This is a genomic window from Methanolobus sp. (genome assembly GCF_016278385.1).
Lineage (GTDB): Archaea > Halobacteriota > Methanosarcinia > Methanosarcinales > Methanosarcinaceae > Methanolobus.
Map to the genome: position 1 here is coordinate 1 of NZ_JADQBY010000003.1, position 20,071 is coordinate 20,071.

Genomic DNA, 20,071 nt, shown 5'->3' on the forward strand with positions numbered 1-20,071 from the left:
GAAAATGTTTTGTCTAATTAGAATGGAAGAGGTTGGGAGCTGATTAGATAACCTCTATTAAGTATCCATGTGAGATATTTTCATATATAATTGAGACTCTATTAAAGATTAAAGATATTTAAGGGAGAAGGGAACAATGCTTGAAAGCAAATGTATAATAATAGCAGGGGAAGAAGCCGGACCAAAATCCAACAAGATGGGCGGTATCTGGAATGTAATCGATGCTGAAGCAAAGAGCCTTGCCAGTTTGATAAGCAAAGGAATAATCGATGAAAAAACAGCACCCAGCATAATTGTTGCAGGACCTTACTATGGCCATAGCGGCTCTGACTGGAACAAGGGTCTAAACCGCATCACCGATATGAGTGAACTTGAAGAAATGGAACCGGAAGGTGAACTCTTTGAAACGCTTGAGGAATTGAAAAGAAAAGGAATAGAGGTGTTTGCCGGATTTGAAGTGGTAAAAGGTGTAAAAATAGTACACCTGATGTTTAAAACCGACGACTTTTGCCGGGTCAGCAGAGAATACAAAGGACAGGAAATGTGCCTGGCCAGTATGATTAAAGCAGAAGCTTTTGACCTTATCGGTCTTGACTCCATGACCTATGAGAGTATGGGTAACGGCATGGAATACACGCATTATCTGAACCTCTCCTATGCAATATCTGAATTTGTAAAAGCACTGGTAACTGCCCGGGAAAAAAGCTCAGAAGAGTATGAAGATGAGGCAATATCAGAGTTTGCAGCATCCCTTATGCCTGCAATGCATGTTTCACTCCATTGCCATGAATTTGGCGCATTCTACGCACTGGCTCGTCTGAAGAAGTTAGGCATAAGTATCAAAACTGTGGCAACATACCACGCAACACTTCCTGGAAGGTCATCGGGACACCGTTCTATCCAGAAGATAAGAGACAACGACAGCTCATGGGACAAAGGTGTACCTGTAAATCATGCAAAACTGGAGTCACTTTCAGCATACGCAGATGTTGTAACAGCCGTAGGTGATTCAACACGCAAGGAAATTAAACTTTTCTACGGCATAGATTCCATAATCGTCCGCAATGGAATAGACAAAGATGATGATGAAATAGACTGGGAAAAGAAAATAGAATGCAGGAAGAAGATACAGGAATTCCTTTCTGAAAAAATTAATCAGGTATATGACAACAAGAAACTACCAGCTGACAGAATAATACCTATTTTTTCAATATCCCGCATAGAGATCGAGAACAAAGGTTATCCGGATCTTCTCGATGCCCTTGTAATACTTGACCGGATGGTTAAAACCGAGATCGATGCAGGTCATCTTGATGAAAACTATCGTGTAATATGTTTCCTTATCGCTGCCCAGGGTCCAAAGACAAATCTCCCTGAGAACTTCCCGATCAACCTTCCTGAAGAAGTACTGGTAGGTGAGGAAATACGCCTGCAACAGATGATAAAAGCCAGGGGACTTGAATGCTCAAAGATACCTGATGGTACCAGGCACGTTTCAGCAGTGTTATACCCACAGTGGATATCTGACCATGATGGTGGGCTTAACATGAGACCTGACGAATTTATGGCAGGGTGTATCGCTGGTATTTTCCCTTCAAAATATGAACCTTTCCTGCTAACAGGACTTGAGGCAGGCAAGGAATCAACTCCAAGTATTGTCAGTAAGATATGCGGATTCAGTGACGCACTTAAAACCCTTAAACGACTTGTAATGGGTATGGGGGGAGTAATAGTTGTTGACAATATCAATATCCCATATCTTGAATCAATTGCGGATTACGCCCTTGCAATGGATTATTTCATTGATACGTATACAGATGATAAAGTAAAGTACAACCTTCTTTGCCAGGAAGCAAATCTGCTGGCAAGGGACATGAACTGGGAAGTTCCTATAAAAACATACTATGAGCTTCTCACAGGAACAAGAATGGAGTGAAATATGTCTGAAATACGCAAACACTATTTCCTTGATGAACATTGTATAATAGCATTTGGAAGGAGCAAACGACCCTCTGCACCTAAAGCCTGTGGCGATGAAATACAATCTACAAGCTGTGTATTCTGCAAGTGCCATGAAGATGAGACCCCTCTTGCAACTGCTGTGTACAAAAAAGGAGAAATCCTGAAGGACACAGATAAGCAACGTGTTACTGGATGGGATATAAGATGTATTCCAAATCTTTACCCTGCATTGTCTCCTGATGCCCCGGAAGTTGAAGAGGCTGTATTTGAAGCCAAAAAAGGCTTTGGATTTCATGAAGTGATCATAGAGAATCCTTTGCATGAAAACAGATTACATCTTTTTTCAGACGATGAGATACTTCTATTGATGAAGACTTACAGGGACAGGGTACTGCACTACCAGTCACAGAAAGGAATAAAATATGTCTCCCTTTTCAAGAACTGGGGGAAGAAAGCAGGTGCCTCGCTGGAACATACCCACTCACAACTCATAGCGCTTCCCATAATGCCATCTTCCATCCTAAAAGAAAAGAAAGCAATAGAAGATATGGAAAACTGCCCCTACTGCAGGATAGTTGAAAAGGAAAATGGAAAAGAAAGACAGGTGTACGAGAATGATGCTTTCATCCTGATAGCACCATACTATTCCAAATCACCTTATGAGATGTGGATGCTTCCAAAAGAACATGTGAACCACATATCATCCTTCAGCGATAATATGTTACTATCCCTGGGAGACTGCATCAGGAAAGCAGTTTCATTGCTGGATAACACCATACCTGAACTTGCATACAACTACATGTTCTTCCAGCTGGAACACGACCAGAGTTACCATTTCAATGTCCGTATAGCTCCTGTAACTTCAATTGCAGCTGGTTTTGAGAAGAACACGGACATTTATATCAATACTATGCCACCAGAAGTAGCTGTAAAACATCTGCAGGAGAAAGAATAGGAACTTATGTAAAAGGGGGTAAACAAATGAAAAAGAAATTGCGAATAGCTATGTTCTCGTGGGAAAGCCTTCATTCTATTAAAGTTGGAGGACTGGCCCCCCATGTTACCGAACTCTCAGAAGCCCTGGCCACAATGGGGCATGAAGTTCATATATTCACCCGGAACAGGGATATGATTCCCTATGAAATAGTAAACGGAGTGCATTATCATCGGATCTACCATGCCCTTGATGGAGGCATAGTACAACAAATGGATAGCATGTGTGATTCCATGCACACAGCCTTTGTTGAAGCCACACGGGATTTTGGAGATTTTGACATTACACATGTTCATGACTGGCATCCTGTAACCCTGGTCTGCAGGTTGAAAGAGGAATACGGCATTCCTTTTGCCATAACCTATCACAGTACGGAATGGGGACGAAATGGTAATCAACATGGTACCTGGTGGGAGGCCATGGAGATAAGCCACCGCGAATGGAGAGGCGGATACGAGTCTGCCTGTGTGATATCCACATCCACGATCCTTACAAATGAGATACAGCACCTTTATCAGATTCCTGATTACAAGATAGCCATCGTACCCAATGGAATACACGAGAATAAAATACAAATGGAAGTGGACCCCGGCAAGCTAAAGGAAGAATATGGAATACACCCTTTTGCACCAGTTGTCCTTTTTGTGGGAAGGATGAATTACCAAAAAGGACCTGACCTTTTTGTAAGGGCTATCCCTGATGTGCTTGCAAGCAAGTGGGATGCAAAATTTGTCATAATCGGCGAAGGAGAGATGAGACCTGAATGTGAAAGGATAACTTACGAGCTGAACATTCAGGACAGCTGCCATTTCCTGGGTTATGTCGATGAATCCGTTAAGAAGAAATGGATGAATGCCTGCAACCTTATATGTGTCCCAAGCCGTAACGAACCATTTGGAATCGTTTTGCTTGAAGCATGGGATGTTAGCAAGAATATAGTTGCAACAAATGCAATATCCCTTATAGATAATTTCAAGGACGGGGTTATAGTTTACCAGAATCCGGATTCCATTGCATGGGGAATAAATCATGTTTTTAACAATTATGCTGATGATGAACTTGGAAAGGAAGGAAAGAAGCTCATCGGAACGAGATATAATTGGAATAACATAGCCAAAATGACCATTGATGTTTACATGAACATGCTTTCATAAACATTCAATATCATATTTATTTCAGGAAAGTTAAGTTCAAAAGGGGTGTTATGTATCAGGAAATTAACTAACCGGGTTTCAAGAAAAGCAGGTCTGTCACCTGGAAGTCTGGTGCATGTGGGAGAAGAGAGGACTGAGAAACCAAAAATCACCATAATAGACTATGACAGGGACAACTATCAGGAAAGAGTTGTCGAAAACGTAGAGGAATGTTTCCCATTCAAGGATTATCCCACAGTGTCATGGATCAATGTTGATGGGATACATCAGGTGGATATAATTGAAAAACTCGGTAAGCACTTTGGCCTGCATCCTCTTGTCATGGAGGATATTGTCCACACAAGCCAGAGACCAAAGATGGAGGATTACGACTCCTACATTTATGTTGTTCTTAAAATGCTCTGGTTTGAAGATGGCGATACCGATGTAAAGACTGAACAGGTCAGTATAATACTCGGGAAAAACTTTGTACTGTCATTTCAGGAAATGGAAGGCGATACTTTTAATTTTCTAAGGGAACGTATCAGGAATTCCAAAGGAAGGGTACGCCTGATGGGTGCTGATTACCTTGCATATGCTCTTCTGGATTCTATAGTTGACAACTATTTTATAATAATTGAAAAGTTTGGAGATATAATAGAGGATCTTGAAAACAAACTGATACAGAATCCATCGCCTGAAACCCTGCAAAATATCCATGACCTGAAGAAGGAAATGATATACCTGCGCAAGTCTGTATGGCCTCTTCGGGAAGTTATAAACGGGCTGGAAAGAACCGAATCACCACTGATAGAAGATACGACATTTGTATTTCTTAAAGATGTCTATGACCATACGATACAGGTAGCCGAAACTGTGGAAACTTACAGAGATATACTCTCGGGGATACTGGATGTCTATTTATCAAGCGTCAGCAATAAGATGAACGAAGTTATGAAAACACTTACCATCATAGCGACCATCTTCATACCACTGACATTCCTTGCCGGAATTTATGGGATGAATTTCACTTATATGCCAGAACTTGGATGGAAGTGGGGATATCCTGCTGTTTGGACTATCAATATAACAATATTCCTGTCAATGTACATATACTTCCGGAAAAAGAACTGGCTTTAATAAAAACTGGATAACGGACACCGATAGAAAATGTTTGAGATATATCATCCACCATTTACAGTAGAAATTGAAGATACTGTCATCACAGTTGAGAAACAGGGAAACGACCTTGTATATAAACGCACGTTGAAGGGAGAAGAAGAGACTGAACTTGTATTGCTAAATAACGATGGTGATATTCTTATAAATCCTATAGAACCAGTAAATCTTCCAAGCAAGCTCACATCATTCCTGCTCATAGACTTCAAGCGCCCTGCTCTGATACGTCCTGGTGACAGGAGGAATATATATCTTACATTTCCTGTGGAAATAGGGGCATTCGTTTCGGACAAGGCAGGGAACCACGAAGTAATTGATATCTTCACATATTCCAGAGTGAAGTTCACACTTTATGGAGGTCACAATAAAGGACTCATTTGCAGGCACTGGGAAAGCGATGTATTTAGCGAAATACCCAAAACAAATACACTCTATGAGGGATACATAGAACTTGAGATAATTAATGATTCAAGCCACCTGATGGAAGTCACAAAAGCTGTTTTCAATGCTTATGGAATGAAGATATACTACGGGGATAAAAGACTTGGCGTGAAAGCGTCAATGAGGATCATAAATAAGCTCCTTGCCGAAACCGATTTTAGCACATATCCCACCACTTCAAGATTTAAAAGATCAATGGAACTTTATACTTCACGCAAACTCATAATCAACGGAACAAAGGGAATAATGGAGTTCGGTTTATGAACAACAGCAGTATAGCAGCATATATCCCTCAACTTTCAGATCCATTCCTAAAGGCAATCACAGTAATAGCCATATTAGTTTTTGCTGTTATAATTAGCAAGGGTATAACAATATACCTGCAGCGCTCACTTAAAGACAAGATGGACAAAGAACACCTCAACATCCTGCTCAAAACCATCTATTACGGAATAGTAATCGTTGCAATCGTAGGATTTATCTTTCCTTTACTTAATATCAACACATCCGGTCTGCTTGTTGCCGGTGGTTTTGCGGGGATAGTAATCGGTTTTGCCAGCCAGAGCATAGTAGGTAACTTCATCTCCGGCATATTTCTGATGATAGAACGCCCTGTAAAGATAGGTGACCAGGTAAATATTGATAACAAGATGGGATACGTTGAAGATATAAAAATAATATCGACCATCATCCGTACATTTGACGGACTCTATGTCAGGCTTCCAAATGAGACTGTATTCACCACCAGCATCACAAACTATGTGGCAAACCTTGCCAGGAGATTCGAATATGTTGTTGGTATCCGTTACGAAGACGATGCTGATATAGCTATAAAGATTATCAAGGACCTTATAGATGAACAGCCATATGCACTTATTAACCCTTCACCTAATGTTTTTGTAGATAATTTAGGAGATAATTCAGTCAACATTACTGTAAGAGTATGGGCACCTGCCACTGAATGGTATGATCTGAGAACAAAGCTTCTCTGGATAATAAAAAAGACACTTGAAGAGAACGGTATAGAGATAGCCTTCCCACAAAGAACAATATGGTTTGCCAGCGAGCTCAATACAAGAAATAGCCGTGCAGGATATGTGGAAAATGGCATGGATAATGGAATTGATGAATCATGAAAGCTGTATGCATTTGTTTTGAAGTACATCTGCCTCTACCCCTGCGCTGGTACTGGCCCAGGGAAGGGTATGGTGAAGTCCATATGGAGAAATACTTTGATATGGAGAAAGCATTCCATAATTTCACAAAACTTGCGGAGAATGTGGAAACGCTTAACGATACCCTGGCAGAGTCTATAAATAACGGGGGCAAATATACTCTGGATGTGTCCGGTGTGTTCCTTGAGCAATGCAAATGGGCACCTGAAGTTATAGAAAGCTTCAGAAAACTTGACAAAAAAAAGGTATCTTTTGCAGCCTCACCTTACTATCACTCTGTCTGTTCAATGTTCCCTGATATGAAAGAATTCAAGGAACAGGTTGAAATGGATGTCAATATTATCAGGGAAATTTTTGGCAGGGAAGCAAAGACATTTGTGAACACCGAACTTCTTTTTGAAAAAAAGGCACTCAAAGTGCTCAAAGGAATGGGATTCAAGTGTTTTATTTCAGAAGGTTCCCACAACATAATGAATGGTTATGACCCCATGCATGTTTACAACAATGATATCCCCACACTCCTTCGACATATAAAACTGAGTGAGGACCTTGAGATCAAATTTTCTGACATGGCATGGTCCGGATATCCACTTATAGCAGATAAGTTCGCATCATGGATAGCAAGTATGGAAGGAGATGTTATAACTCTCTACATAAAATATGATGCCATAAACACCCACCTGCAGAACAATAAGGAAATACTCAAATTCCTGAAGGAAATTCCCCTGAGTTTCAAAAAGCACGGGATCAAAATGGTGTTAGCCGAAGAAGCCGTGGAGATGTTCGAAAAGACAGAACTTTCATCCCTTGATTCAAAGATAACAGCACGCTATGGAATGCATAACCTGCTGGGAAACCATGCACAACACCTCTTTATGCATGAGCTTGTAGATATTGGTGAAAAGCTCAAAACGATAAAGTATCCGGAAAACAAAAAGGAAATCAAAAGAATATATCGCTACCTACAACAGAGTGAGAACTTCCTGGAAATGAACTCTGAAGAAAGACGCCTTGGGTATGAAAGAGCCGTTAACACCCTTTCAATACTTTCCGACATCGAACGTGCCATATTGGAGGTAGAAAAATGAATTCCATCTGTCCCTTTTTTGAGGTCCACCAGCCATACCGGCTCAGGTGGTTCTGGCCTGACAATAAACAGGGTTTTAACAGGTACTTTGACGAAGCTGTAAATAAGGAAATATTCTTGAAAGTTGCAGGGAAATGCTACCTTCCTACAAACAGGACCCTGCTCGAACTTACAGATAGTACCGATGGTAAATTCAGGGCAAGCATGTCAGTTACCGGCACCCTGCTTGAGCAGTGCCAAGAATGGGGAGAAGATGTACTTGACTCCTTCCGCGACCTTGCAGAAACAGGATGTATAGAATTCCTGGATGAAACGTGTTATCATTCCCTTGCATCTCTTTTTGAATCAAAGGAAGAGTTCATGGATGAGGTGAAAGAGCACCGCGACCTCATATCTGAACTACTGGGAATCACTCCGCGTATATTCAGGAATACAGAGATGCTGTATAATAACAGCATTGCGCGCTTCGCAGATCAGATGGGATATAAGGCAATAATGACAGAGGGTATTGAACGTGTTCTTGCAGGCAGGTCCCCTGACCATGTATATAAGGCAAAAGATGCGAATATAGCAGTCCTGCTACGCAATTACAAATTAAGCGATGATATAGGATATCGTTTTTCATCCATATGGTGGGAAGAATATCCGCTTACTGCCAGTAAGTGGGCAGACTGGGCGTCCGGGAATACAGGTGAAACCCTGAACATCTTCATGGATTACGAAACATTTGGCGAACATCAGTGGGAAGAAACAGGCATCTTTGATTTCCTCGGGGCACTGCCCGGTGAGGTTATGGATAGAGGGATGCGTTTCCTTACACCGTCACAGACAATTGAAGCCTACAAACCTGCCGGGGAGATAGATGTAGGTGAATTTTCCACGATATCGTGGGCTGATATTGAAAGGGATACCAGTGCATGGCTTGGAAATGATATGCAACGACGTTGTTTAGAGGAAATGAAAATTCTTGAAAGCTATGTTAAAAAGACTGGTGATGCAGAACTGCTGAGGATATGGAAACACCTGCTTACATCAGACCACTACTATTACATGAGCACAAAGTGGCTTGGCGACGGGGATGTACATTCCTATTTCAGCATACACAGCAGCCCTTACGATGCAGCAGTGAACTTCATGGCAGCATTGACAGATTTCAAGGCTCATGTATTCAGAACCCTCACATTAACAGAATAATAATATATTGTTTAAAGTCTTACTTATTTACCGGGAGTGTTAGTACATGGTAAGAGACCTTTATACGTTCTCCAAAGTGGACAAAGAAGCAGATGTAGTCTGGTTCAAAGTCATATATGAGAACACAGTTCATTCTGAAGCAGATATAACATCATTTTTTGCAGAGAAAAACCTTGACATCAGATTTGCGTACCTTGATAGCTCGGAAGATCCTAGCAAAGGCAAGTATGTTATGTTCACAGAGGCTAAAAAAGGCAGGGATATCAAAAGTATTGCAGATGAACTGGAACAAATGAATGTAGTACTTGATATAGACTGGGGATTTTCAAAGAACAGAGTGATCCAATCTGTAGAATTCCCCTTGCACTTGCTTGGTGACAGAGCCATCATTATCAGGGCAAAGACTTTTATAAATTTCCTCGATGTTCTGAATGAACACGTACCACAATCAGAAGGACTGCTAACCATAGTCGGACTGAAGAACGGAGAAGGTGCTGCAAAATATCTGCGCGAAATGACAGATCTCAATGACAAAAACTTCCTTGACCTCCTCAGGGAATTACTTATGGCTGCAGGCTGGGGTATTCTTGATTATGACATTGATACTGTTGAACTTAAAGGAAGCGCAACAATCACTGACTCGTTCATTGCAGGAGAATATAGAGACAGTGATGTCCCTGTATGCGGATATATCAGTGGTTTTCTTGCAGGATACATTTCTGAATCTTTGAGCAGAACTGTCCAGGTCAGGGAAACAAGATGTAAAAGTATGGGTGACCCTTTCTGTGAGCACGTAATTTCACCTGCTCCAAAAGGAGTAAAGATAGAGCATTTACTCAGGGGCGAATCATATTGATACGACAACCCAATGCAATACTGGGCAATGACAGACTTTTGGTAACGATCGGGAAAAAGGGAGAGATCTTCGGGTACTATTATCCCGGAAAGGATTTTGCTCAACATGTTGAAGATTCACAGGCCTGCCTGTATGATGGAAAAGAGCTTATATGGTCAAATGCCCGGGAATGGATAGCAGACCAGAAATATATAGACAATACAAATATAGTAAGCACCGAACTCATCCATCCTTCCGGACTTTCCATGAATATTCTGGATTTTGTTCATCCCACCCTGCCGGTGCTCGTACGCAAATATAAGATAAGTTCAAAGAAAGAATTCCATGGGAAGTTGTTCTATTTCTCAAATCTACAGGTTGGTGAAATGAAAAAAAAGAACTCAGCTTTCTGTGACCATGATTCCGGCCTGCTGGCACAACACTGGAAGAATTACTATGTGGGTATTAGCTCAAAGCCCGTGTTTGAAGAATGGCAGGTTGGAAAAGCCATGGACACCATCTGGTGGACAAATGCCAAATATGACATGGAAGACGGTGAACTCCAGAAAAACAACGAAGATATAGGTAACCTGAACTGTGCCGTGGGATGGAAACTGGATATTGATGATTCAAAACCTGCTGAGATTACTGTATTTATTGGTGCAGCATCAAGAAGACCTGCACTTTACAGAAGGATGCGTGAGGTCCAGAAAGAATCTGTTGAAAGTATATACAATGAAACACAGGAGAAATGGATCAAATGGCTTTCAAGAAAGAAACTCCTTGAAATGCCTGAATATCCTGGTTTTGAAACTTTCAGGCAGGATCTCTTAAAAGCTTTCAACCGCTCGTTACTTGCGTTAAGCATATTGAACGATCCGGGAAAAGGTTCATTTATCGCAGCTCCTGAATTTGACCATGAATTTGAGATGAGTGGAGGATATGGATATTGCTGGAACAGGGATTCTGCGGAAATTGTAACGTCACTAATGGAAGCGGGCTACCCCGAATATTGTTCACGTTTCTTCAAGTGGTGTAAAAATACACAGCTTCAGGACGGTTCATGGTTCCAGCGTTACTGGCTTGACGGAAATACTGCACCATCGTGGGGAAATTTCAATTACTCAACCCAAATAGATGAAACCGGTACCACTATTTTTGCAATGGACAGTTATTATCGTACCCTTGAACAGCCTGTAAAAGCAGAGTTTCTTGACAGCATGTGGGCTACTGTACTGTGTGCGGCAGAGTATCTTATGAGAAGAACCCCCACTGGCCTGCATGAAACATGTATATGCTTATGGGAAACACATTCCGGGATATTCACCTATACAAATGCTGCCATTTATGCAGGACTGATAGGAGCTGCAAACATGGCTATGGATTATAATGAAAAAGGACTTGCTGACAGATGGATAGAAAGAGCTGAATTTATCAAGAGTACGACAATCGAAAAATTCTGGCTTGAAGAAGGTTATTTTGCCAGGGGTATTAAACATGGCAATATTGACACTGTTATTGATGCAAGTATAATTGGTACCTTTGTTCCTTTCAATATGCTCTCACCCCACAATGAGAAAGAGAGAAAAATGATCAAATCCATTATCAAAAATATAGAACATTACCTCAGGGTTCCTGTTAACGATCATTTTGGAATCAAGAGATATGTGGATGATAATTATATCGAAGGCAACCCTTGGATAGTCACAACCCTGTGGCTGTCAAAAGCGTTGCTTGAGCTGGCAATTACCATTGATGAAAGCAATAGCGAGAAAGATGAGCTAAAAACACTGATCAATGATGCACTCAAGTATATCAGATGGTCATTAAAGGGAACCACGGGAGCAGGAATGCTGCCGGAGCAGGTCAATAAATACACAGGCATGCCTGCATGGGCCATACCTCTAAGCTGGAGTTGTGCCCTGATGCTGGACAATGTAATGCTATTGGACAAACTCCAGAAGAATCTGGACAACGACTAACATTCATACGATCAAATGCTGAGCCAGATACTTCATGAACTATGCTGATTATGTTTCAGGAACCAGTAAGGAATGGATCATTACCAATGGTCTTGGAGGATATGCATCCTCCACAGTCATCGGAGCGAATACCAGAAAATATCATGGTTTATTGATAGCTTCATTGAATCCTCCTGTTGAGAGAAAAGTCCTGCTTTCATCCCTTGACGAGGAACTTATTCTTGGAAAGGATATTTATAAGCTTGCGGTACATAAATACCCCGATATTGTTTATCCCAATGGTAATGAATTTCTTGAAAAATTCAACACTGAACCTTATCCTGCTTTCATTTACAATGCCGGCGGAATGAACATTAAAAAACAGGTTCTGATGATACATGGTGAAAACACCACCATAATGAAGTATGAGATTAGTAACCCATCAGGAAAAAAAGGTGTTTTCAGATTATTGCCACTAGTCAACAACAGGTCTATACACCATGTCAGCAGTGCGAACCGACTTTTCTTCATACAGGAAGCATCTGCTAAAGGAACTGTACTTAGTAGTCTGGGTACTTCTTTCAGAATAAATTCCAATATACCGTACGAAGCAGACGAGCACTGGTATCACAATTTTGAATATGAAGTAGAACTTTCAAGAGGTTATCCATACAGGGAAGATAATTTCAATCCGGGATATTTTGACTTGAAAATAGATGGAACTGATAATTCCTGCTTTTTAATCGCCTCCACAGAACCTGAGAAAAAATGGGATATGCAAAAAGTAGATGAACTGTTTGCAAATGAAGAAAAACGCAAAAAGGAACTTGTTGATGGAAAACTGATAGATGAAAATGAAGATATATTTTTCCAAAAACTTCTCATTGCCGGTGATTCTTTTATAGTTAACAGAAGGTCAACTTCATCCAAATCCATTATTGCAGGTTATCACTGGTTCGGGGACTGGGGCAGGGATACCATGATCTCACTCCCTGGCCTGACACTTGTAACCGGAAGGTTCAGTGATGCAAGGTCCATATTATCCACTTTTGCCGCTAGCTGCAAAGACGGACTCATACCTAATAACTTCCCTGAAAATGCATCTCATTCACCTCTTTATAATACAGTAGATGCATCACTCTGGTTTGTTCACGCTGTTGGAAGATATCTTGATTACACGGGAGATGTTGAATTTACTGAAAAACTCTGGCCTACTGTTGAAAACATACTGGATAACTACCGTACAGACACTTCCTTTAGTATCAGAATGGATGATGACGGCCTGATAGAACATGCAGGACAGCTTACATGGATGGATGCAAAGATTGGGGACTGGGAGATCACTCCAAGAAGTGGGAAAACATGTGAGATCAATGCTCTCTGGTACAATGCACTGATGCAAGCAAGCAAAATAGGTGAACACCTTGGAATGGATACTTCCATGTTTCTTGAGATTGCAGGATTAACAAAGGAAAGTTACAGGGAGAAATTCTGGAATAAAGAAAATGACTGTATTTATGACTGTATTTCCGGCTCTGCAGAAGAACACTGGAAAGATGCTTCAATCAGACCAAACCAGATATTTGCAGTTTCTCTTCCTAATACCATGCTATCACATGAAATGGAAAAAAGTATTGTTGATGTGGTCACGAAAGAATTGCTGACACCTTACGGTTTGCGGACTCTTTCACCCCTTGATAGTAAATATAAAGGGAAATATGAAGGTAACACAGAAACGAGAGATAGTGCCTATCATAACGGAACCGTTTGGCCCTGGCTGCTTGGCCCGTATATAACAGCTTACAGAAAAGTATACCAGGACATACCTGGCCTTAAAGACAATCTCAAGACTTTCCTTAATGGAATAAAGGAACACATTGATGAAGCAGGAATCGGTTCTATATCAGAGGTGTTTGATGGTGACAAACCACACAATCCTGGTGGATGTGTCTCACAGGCCTGGAGTGTGGCTGAGATAACACGCTCTTATATAGAAGATATCTTATTATAAATTTTTAACTCTGTACGCAAAGTATATTATATTTAAAGCATGTTTTTATTATTGGTTTTGGGGATTTACTTACTTGAGTGTGGGAATATGGAATCAATGAGAATTGCAATGTTCTCATGGGAGAGTCTTCATTCTGCTAAGGTAGGAGGATTAGCTCCCCATGTGACTGAGTTATCAGAGCAGCTGGTAAAGCTAGGACATGAAGTTCATATATTCACCCGGAGCGGGTGGTATAGAGATTATGATGAAATAAACGGAGTACATTACCAGAGATGCAGCTTCGACCAATCCGGGGGCATATTGACCCAAATGGATAAAATGTGCGATGCAATGTATTCAAGGTTTGTACAGGTATCAAGAGAACACGGGGATTTTGATATTGTACACGGACATGACTGGCATCCTGTAAATGTACTTAACAGAATAAAGTACAAATGTGGAAAACCTTATGTAATGACGTATCATAGTACTGAATGGGGACGTAATGGGAACATCAACCTGAATTCTCCGACAGCCAATGAAGTTTCCCACCGGGAATGGCTTGGAGGATATGAAAGTTCAGAAGTGATAATCACGTCGGATAATTTCAAAAGGGAAGTTCAGAATATCTATGGAATTCCGGATTATAAAATATCTGTAATACCTAACGGGATATCTCCGGGAAAAATGGAGAAAGATGTGGATTCAGGATTAATTAAGACAAATTATGGCATCCATCCGTTTGCACCTGTAGTACTATTCACCGGAAGAATGAACTACCAGAAAGGACCTGATTTACTTATAAGGGCTATTCCGAAAGTACTTGACGGGAATTGGGGGGCACATTTCGTATTCATAGGTGAAGGGGAAATGAGGCCATTTTGCCAGAATCTTGCCAACGATCTAAACATTGGCCATGCATGCCATTTCCTGGGTTATTCGCCTGATGAAGTACTTAAGGACTGGGCAAACGCATGTGATATGACATGTGTTCCAAGCAGGAATGAGCCTTTTGGAATTGTGGTACTTGAATCATGGGATGCAAACAAGGCAGTGATTGCAACGGATGCAGTAAATATAGTTGATAATTTCCAGAATGGGCTGATAAGCTACAGGACGCCTGAATCCATAGCATGGGGACTTAATTATGCACTTGGTGGACTGGATTCTGAAACGCCCCTTATGGGAAACAATGGTAAAGAACTGGTAAATACAAAGTTCTGCTGGGAAAACATTGCCAGAAACACGATTGATGTTTATAATAAAAATACATGAAGTGATATACATGGATGAAATGTGTTTGAACATAGGTGAGGCAGCAGGATATGTGTACAAACTGCTTGAAAGTGGAGAATCGAACATGGCAAAGCTGAAAAACCACCTCAAAGAGAATGGTTTTGACAACCAGTCAACATTTATGGCAATCGGATGGCTTGCAAGGGAAGACAAAATATGCATAGAAAAGAACGGGAATTCCTGGTCCCTAAAATTGAAGTGACCAGGATAAACAATTGTTTATCCTGAATACACCTGCAAAGTTAGCATTAATCTTTCAGATCAAATCTTGCACTTTAAGAACATCGACACTGAGATTGTTTTATATAATATTGTAATATATTATAAGAATTGAATTATATGATTATTTTTTTCTCACAAAAAAGAAAACAAATTAAGGGGAGATAATATGATAAATGAACGTAAATATTATTTATCTGTTGTTACAGTGGCCGTATTGGTCATGCTTTCATGCACAGCCATGGCTGCAACAAACAACAGCACAGGAAATCGTATATGGGATGCAAGTGAGAATTTGTCCCTCGAATATACATGGACTGCACTGACTTATTCCGGCTTCTATTATGACTTAGATTCAGGAGAAGGATCAGAAACACTAACAATAACACTGGACAGCGACAGTGACAGAAGTATAAATGATGGAGACCTCGAATATTCAACAACTCCTATTAATACTGATTTTGAACAGGGTGACTGGGGTTCATATCAGGTAATAGGATTTATGGCAGAAAGATATTTTGCAGGTTACACCGACGATACAGAATTTGCTAAGGACGATATAAGCTTGATATCTGATGGCATACTTACAAAAGTCCTGGTCGATGATGATGAAGAAGTCTCATTTTATTCCGGCTCTTCCCTTGTACTTGAAGAAGGATACGAACTGAACCTGGAAGAGGTTGACGTAAACGGAAACAGTGTTCTTGTCACCCTTGAAAAGGATGGAAAGAAACTAGATACGGATATTGTTTCATCAGATGATGACTACGTCTATGAGATAGAACTCGGAAACAATGATGTACCAATTATAGCAGTTCATTTAAACAATATATTCCAGGGAACTGAAACAAATGCAGTATTTGTAGAGGGTATATTCCAGATATCTGAGGATTATGTGGAAATTGTATCTGGAGACAAATTCGGGAAGATGGAAGTTAATGCACTGGGTTCAGACATAATTACAATGGAAAATTCAGATTCTATCAGCCTGGGAAGAGGAAATACAATAACTATTATGGGTAAATTGAAATTCATAGTTGCTGATGACAGTATATTGAGGTTCGGCCCTGTAGTAGACATGTCAGATCCAGGTACTTATGAACTCAGAGGTACGGTTGCAGAGAACGATAAACTTGAATGGACACCACTGAACTTTGAAGGATTCTATTACAACATTGATGAAGGTGTGGGAACCGAATCACTTGAAATTAAGGACCTTAGTGGCAGGAGCATCGATGATGGTGACCTTGTTTACAGAAGTGTGCCGCTGGATGTCAGTTTTGATCATAGTGGCTGGGGAGAGTTCCAGGTTATCGGATTTATGGCAGAAAAGTACTTTGCGGGATATCCTGACAATGAGTTTACAGATCATGTAAGCCTTCTTTCTGATGGCCAGCTCTCAAAGGTGCTCATCGACGACGACAGTAAGACATCACTATACTCCGGTTCCTCGCTGGTATTGGAAGACGGGTATGAGCTTTACATAGTTGAAGTTGACCTTGATGGTAGTAGTGTTATGGTAAACCTCGTCAAGGATGGCGATGACATTGATACAGGAATTGTTTCCTCTAATGATGACTATATCTACGAGATGGACATTGGTTCAACAGATGATGTTCCTACTATAGTAGTACATTTTGACGAAATATTCCAGGGAACTGAATCAAATGCTGTGTTCATCGAAGGTATCTTCCAGATTTCAGAAGATGTTGTAGAGATAGCAGACAATGAGAAATTCGGAGAGATGGAAGTAAAGAGTTTCGCATCAGATGAAATTGTCCTTGAAAATGGAGATTCACTATCACTTTCAAGAGGAAAGACAATCGATGTAATGGGAGATATCTCATTTAAAGTTGCAGACTCCGGTGATGTACGCTACTATCCGTTTGTAGAAGTATCAACTTTGCCTTCAAAATCACTTTCTATGGACGTACCTTCTGTAATTCAACAAGGCGATGAAGTTAAAATTATGGTAACATCAAGAGGTGCCGCAGTTAAAGATGCACTTGTTATGTTTGGTAATGAAGAAATAGGAGAAACTGCAACTGATGGTACAATAAGCTACACTCCTAAAACAGCAGGCACTTTCACAGTTACTGCTGAAAAGGAAGGGTACGTTTCGGCAAGCGAGAAAGTAGAAGTGGTCTCAGCTGATGATGCAAGCAGAAAGCTTGTCATTGAAGTGTCACCTGAAAAGGTTGTTCCGGAAGATACTATAACAATCTCTGTAACCAAAGCTATTGGCGGAGAAGCTGTTAAAGATGTGCAGGTATACTACGATGGCAAACTCATAGGAAGCACTAGTTCTAATGGTATACTTACATACACAGTGAAAGAAACAGGTCTGCACAAACTGACAACCATGGCAGATGAATACCTTGAAGCAGAACTGAATCTTGATGTACTTGCACTGGAAGCAAAGCTTACTTATTCTAACCTGCAGGTCACACCTATTTTGGTAAAGACCGGGGAAGAAGCTACTGTCACAGTCGATGTAATGAACTCAGGTACCGTTAAAGGTAATGAGGATGTGGATCTGCTCGTCAACGGAACTATTGTAGACACACAGAGCATATCACTTGATGCAGGAGAAGAAACTACTTTGACCTTCACTGTTTCACAGGAAGAGGCAGGTACTTATGAGATACAGATTGGCAGCTCTACTGCAATCCTTGAAGTTGAAAAGAGTTCTATTCCGGCACCAGGTATTATTGTATCAATGATTGCAGTGATTGCTATTGCAATGCTGATACGCAGGAATGAAAAGAAGAAATAAGACCGAAAAGACAATTGAGTAACAGATGTGCCTGCCATGTGCAGGCGCAACTTCCTTTTTTCGATTACCTCATATATACAGGATCAATATTCTCTTTCTGAAAGAATGGGTAGCAAATTTACCAAACAGAATATAGATTAACTTTCAGCATCAATTTTAAGTGCTTATCCCTAAGTAGAAGCCATATAAAGTAGGTCCCTGAAAGAAACCCACATTAATCAACTTTTGAAATTACTGACATTATTAATTGTCATACAAATAAAGAGAATCATTCCATTCTCAAGAATACAGTATTCGTGGCAGACATGACTCATAATATCGACCTGATGGAAATAACCAGATAAAATACATAAGTTTCTTCCTGTATCCCCTGAAAAAACTCAAGCATTAAGACCTGCAACAGAAAAAAACAATCGTGTAAGTAGGCTCATCCCCAACAATTAATTCCATTCATATTGATGGCACCCTTGTAAACACTATTAATGGACTCAAACACTACAATTGATTCTATAACACCACATTTACAGGCATTAATTCCCTAAAATCGCTTTTATCGCTTATCTGTGTCCCATAATATGCTTTTAATGTAAATAAACGGAAAGATAAATATTATGTCAACCACAATATTTTTATAACTACTTGATAAATCAAAGTAAGTTATTTTTAAAAAAATAATATGGATTCTAAGTGTTTATATCTGACACACAAAAGAGGACATTAAAAATGGATACAACTTCGTATATATTCAGCATTCTTTACACATTCTCATCTGCATTACTTTACCCGGTAGTAATCACACTGATAATGCTGGCTGTTTATTCTCTGATGCTCATAGGAGAATTTGCATCAGAATTTGCAAAGAGACAGCGCGATGTACCCAACCTTGAACTTTGCTGTAACAGTACACGGCAATATATTAAAAATAGAGATTTTAGAAAAGCTGCAGGTTCATTGAAATTTTTGAGACAGAACTATATTGTTATGTGTTTTGCCAGGGACGCCGCGAAACATATTCAAATGGAGAGTATATCTTCACTGGAATGGCTTGCACAAGATTATGAGATCAAAATGTCAAAAAGACTTGAGCAGACACGGATTGTTGCAACTATCTCACCAATGGTAGGTCTTATGGGAACCCTTATACCACTGGGTCCTGCACTCATTGGACTCTCTCAGGGAGATATCGAGCAGCTTGCAAACAATCTGATGATAGCTTTTGCCACTACGGTAATAGGCCTTTTCGCCGGAAGTATCGGCTATGTGCTGACACAGGTTAGAAAAAGATGGTACTGGCAGGACATGACTGACATTGACTATATCCTTGATATCCTGGAGGAAAGGGATTGAACAGGAGAGGAAGATCGAGCCGAAGAAGGCATATAGGTGATGACGATGAGCAAAACCCACTTACAGGTGTGGCTAACCTCTTTGACATTGCAATGGTATTCTCTGTAGCACTGCTGGTTGCACTTGTTATGTCATACCAGTTGCCTGAACTCTTAAGTCCCACTGAAAATATAACGATCGTAAAAAATCCGGGACAGAAGGATATGCAGATAATCATCAAGGAAGAAGGCAAACCAATCGAAATACTGAACATGACTAATGAACTTGGCAGCGGAAGCGGAGAAGCTCTTGGTACCGCTTACAGACTAGCTGATGGCAGTATAATTTATGTGCCGTTTGGGGAAAATGAAACTTCAATTTAGAGAATATTAAATTTGCTTGATACCTAATCTATTTTCTTTTTGATTTTACTGTGTTTATGCCAACGATTATCTGCTCATGCATAAACATCCATTCGTTTTTTACCAGATGATGCACAAAAA

The 20,071-nt window shown here is 40.4% G+C and carries 16 protein-coding genes; all 16 read left to right on the forward strand.

Annotated elements, in window-relative coordinates:
- The first annotated feature begins 136 nt into the window (after positions 1-136).
- The 16 genes from QZZ23_RS01520 to QZZ23_RS01595 all read left to right on the forward strand — a co-directional run bounded on the left by QZZ23_RS01520 (position 137) and on the right by QZZ23_RS01595 (position 19,951).
- Positions 137-1,936 (forward strand): glycosyltransferase, encoded by a 1,800-nt coding sequence (locus QZZ23_RS01520; protein ID WP_292466439.1) that lies wholly within the window; start codon positions 137-139, stop codon positions 1,934-1,936.
- Positions 1,937-1,939: 3 nt separating this feature from the next.
- Positions 1,940-2,917 carry a DUF4921 family protein gene (locus QZZ23_RS01525; RefSeq protein WP_292466440.1) on the forward strand — a complete coding sequence of 326 codons (978 nt, stop codon included), beginning with the start codon at positions 1,940-1,942 and terminating at the stop codon, positions 2,915-2,917.
- Positions 2,918-2,943: 26 nt separating this feature from the next.
- The gene (locus QZZ23_RS01530) at positions 2,944-4,110 is read left to right on the forward strand and encodes a glycosyltransferase family 4 protein (RefSeq protein ID WP_292466441.1); all 1,167 of its coding nucleotides are present in this window, start codon (positions 2,944-2,946) and stop codon (positions 4,108-4,110) included.
- Between the two features lie 45 nt (positions 4,111-4,155).
- Positions 4,156-5,229, forward strand: coding sequence for a magnesium/cobalt transporter CorA (gene corA, locus QZZ23_RS01535; protein ID WP_366931292.1), 1,074 nt, complete (start codon positions 4,156-4,158; stop codon positions 5,227-5,229).
- A gap of 30 nt (positions 5,230-5,259) precedes the next feature.
- Complete coding sequence (locus QZZ23_RS01540) at positions 5,260-5,973, forward strand: DUF432 domain-containing protein (RefSeq protein ID WP_292466442.1); 714 nt, start codon at positions 5,260-5,262, stop codon at positions 5,971-5,973.
- A complete protein-coding gene (locus QZZ23_RS01545) occupies positions 5,970-6,845 on the forward strand; it encodes a mechanosensitive ion channel family protein (protein ID WP_292466443.1) in 876 nt (291 codons plus the stop codon). Before QZZ23_RS01540 ends, QZZ23_RS01545 begins: the two co-directional genes overlap by 4 nt.
- Positions 6,842-7,972, forward strand: a complete 1,131-nt coding sequence (locus QZZ23_RS01550; protein WP_292466444.1) for an alpha-amylase — start codon at positions 6,842-6,844, stop codon at positions 7,970-7,972. Before QZZ23_RS01545 ends, QZZ23_RS01550 begins: the two co-directional genes overlap by 4 nt.
- Complete coding sequence (locus QZZ23_RS01555) at positions 7,969-9,165, forward strand: glycoside hydrolase family 57 protein (RefSeq protein ID WP_292466445.1); 1,197 nt, start codon at positions 7,969-7,971, stop codon at positions 9,163-9,165. The genes QZZ23_RS01550 and QZZ23_RS01555 overlap by 4 nt, the downstream gene beginning before the upstream one ends.
- A gap of 46 nt (positions 9,166-9,211) precedes the next feature.
- Positions 9,212-10,021, forward strand: coding sequence for a V4R domain-containing protein (locus QZZ23_RS01560; protein ID WP_292466446.1), 810 nt, complete (start codon positions 9,212-9,214; stop codon positions 10,019-10,021).
- Entirely contained in the window at positions 10,018-11,982 is a 1,965-nt protein-coding gene (locus tag QZZ23_RS01565) for a glycoside hydrolase family 15 protein (protein WP_292466447.1), read from the forward strand. The genes QZZ23_RS01560 and QZZ23_RS01565 overlap by 4 nt, the downstream gene beginning before the upstream one ends.
- 34 nt (positions 11,983-12,016) lie before the next feature.
- Positions 12,017-13,972 (forward strand): amylo-alpha-1,6-glucosidase, encoded by a 1,956-nt coding sequence (locus QZZ23_RS01570; protein WP_292466448.1) that lies wholly within the window; start codon positions 12,017-12,019, stop codon positions 13,970-13,972.
- Between the two features lie 87 nt (positions 13,973-14,059).
- Positions 14,060-15,226 (forward strand): glycosyltransferase family 4 protein, encoded by a 1,167-nt coding sequence (locus QZZ23_RS01575; RefSeq protein ID WP_292466449.1) that lies wholly within the window; start codon positions 14,060-14,062, stop codon positions 15,224-15,226.
- A gap of 10 nt (positions 15,227-15,236) precedes the next feature.
- Positions 15,237-15,449 (forward strand): winged helix-turn-helix domain-containing protein, encoded by a 213-nt coding sequence (locus QZZ23_RS01580; protein WP_292466450.1) that lies wholly within the window; start codon positions 15,237-15,239, stop codon positions 15,447-15,449.
- A 186-nt stretch (positions 15,450-15,635) separates the two neighbouring features.
- Positions 15,636-18,242: an S-layer protein domain-containing protein gene (locus QZZ23_RS01585; RefSeq protein ID WP_292466451.1), complete on the forward strand. Its 2,607-nt coding sequence runs from the start codon at positions 15,636-15,638 to the stop codon at positions 18,240-18,242.
- A gap of 723 nt (positions 18,243-18,965) precedes the next feature.
- Entirely contained in the window at positions 18,966-19,589 is a 624-nt protein-coding gene (locus QZZ23_RS01590) for a MotA/TolQ/ExbB proton channel family protein (protein WP_292466452.1), read from the forward strand.
- Entirely contained in the window at positions 19,586-19,951 is a 366-nt protein-coding gene (locus tag QZZ23_RS01595) for a DUF2149 domain-containing protein (RefSeq protein WP_292466453.1), read from the forward strand. Before QZZ23_RS01590 ends, QZZ23_RS01595 begins: the two co-directional genes overlap by 4 nt.
- The last annotated feature ends 120 nt before the right edge of the window (positions 19,952-20,071 follow it).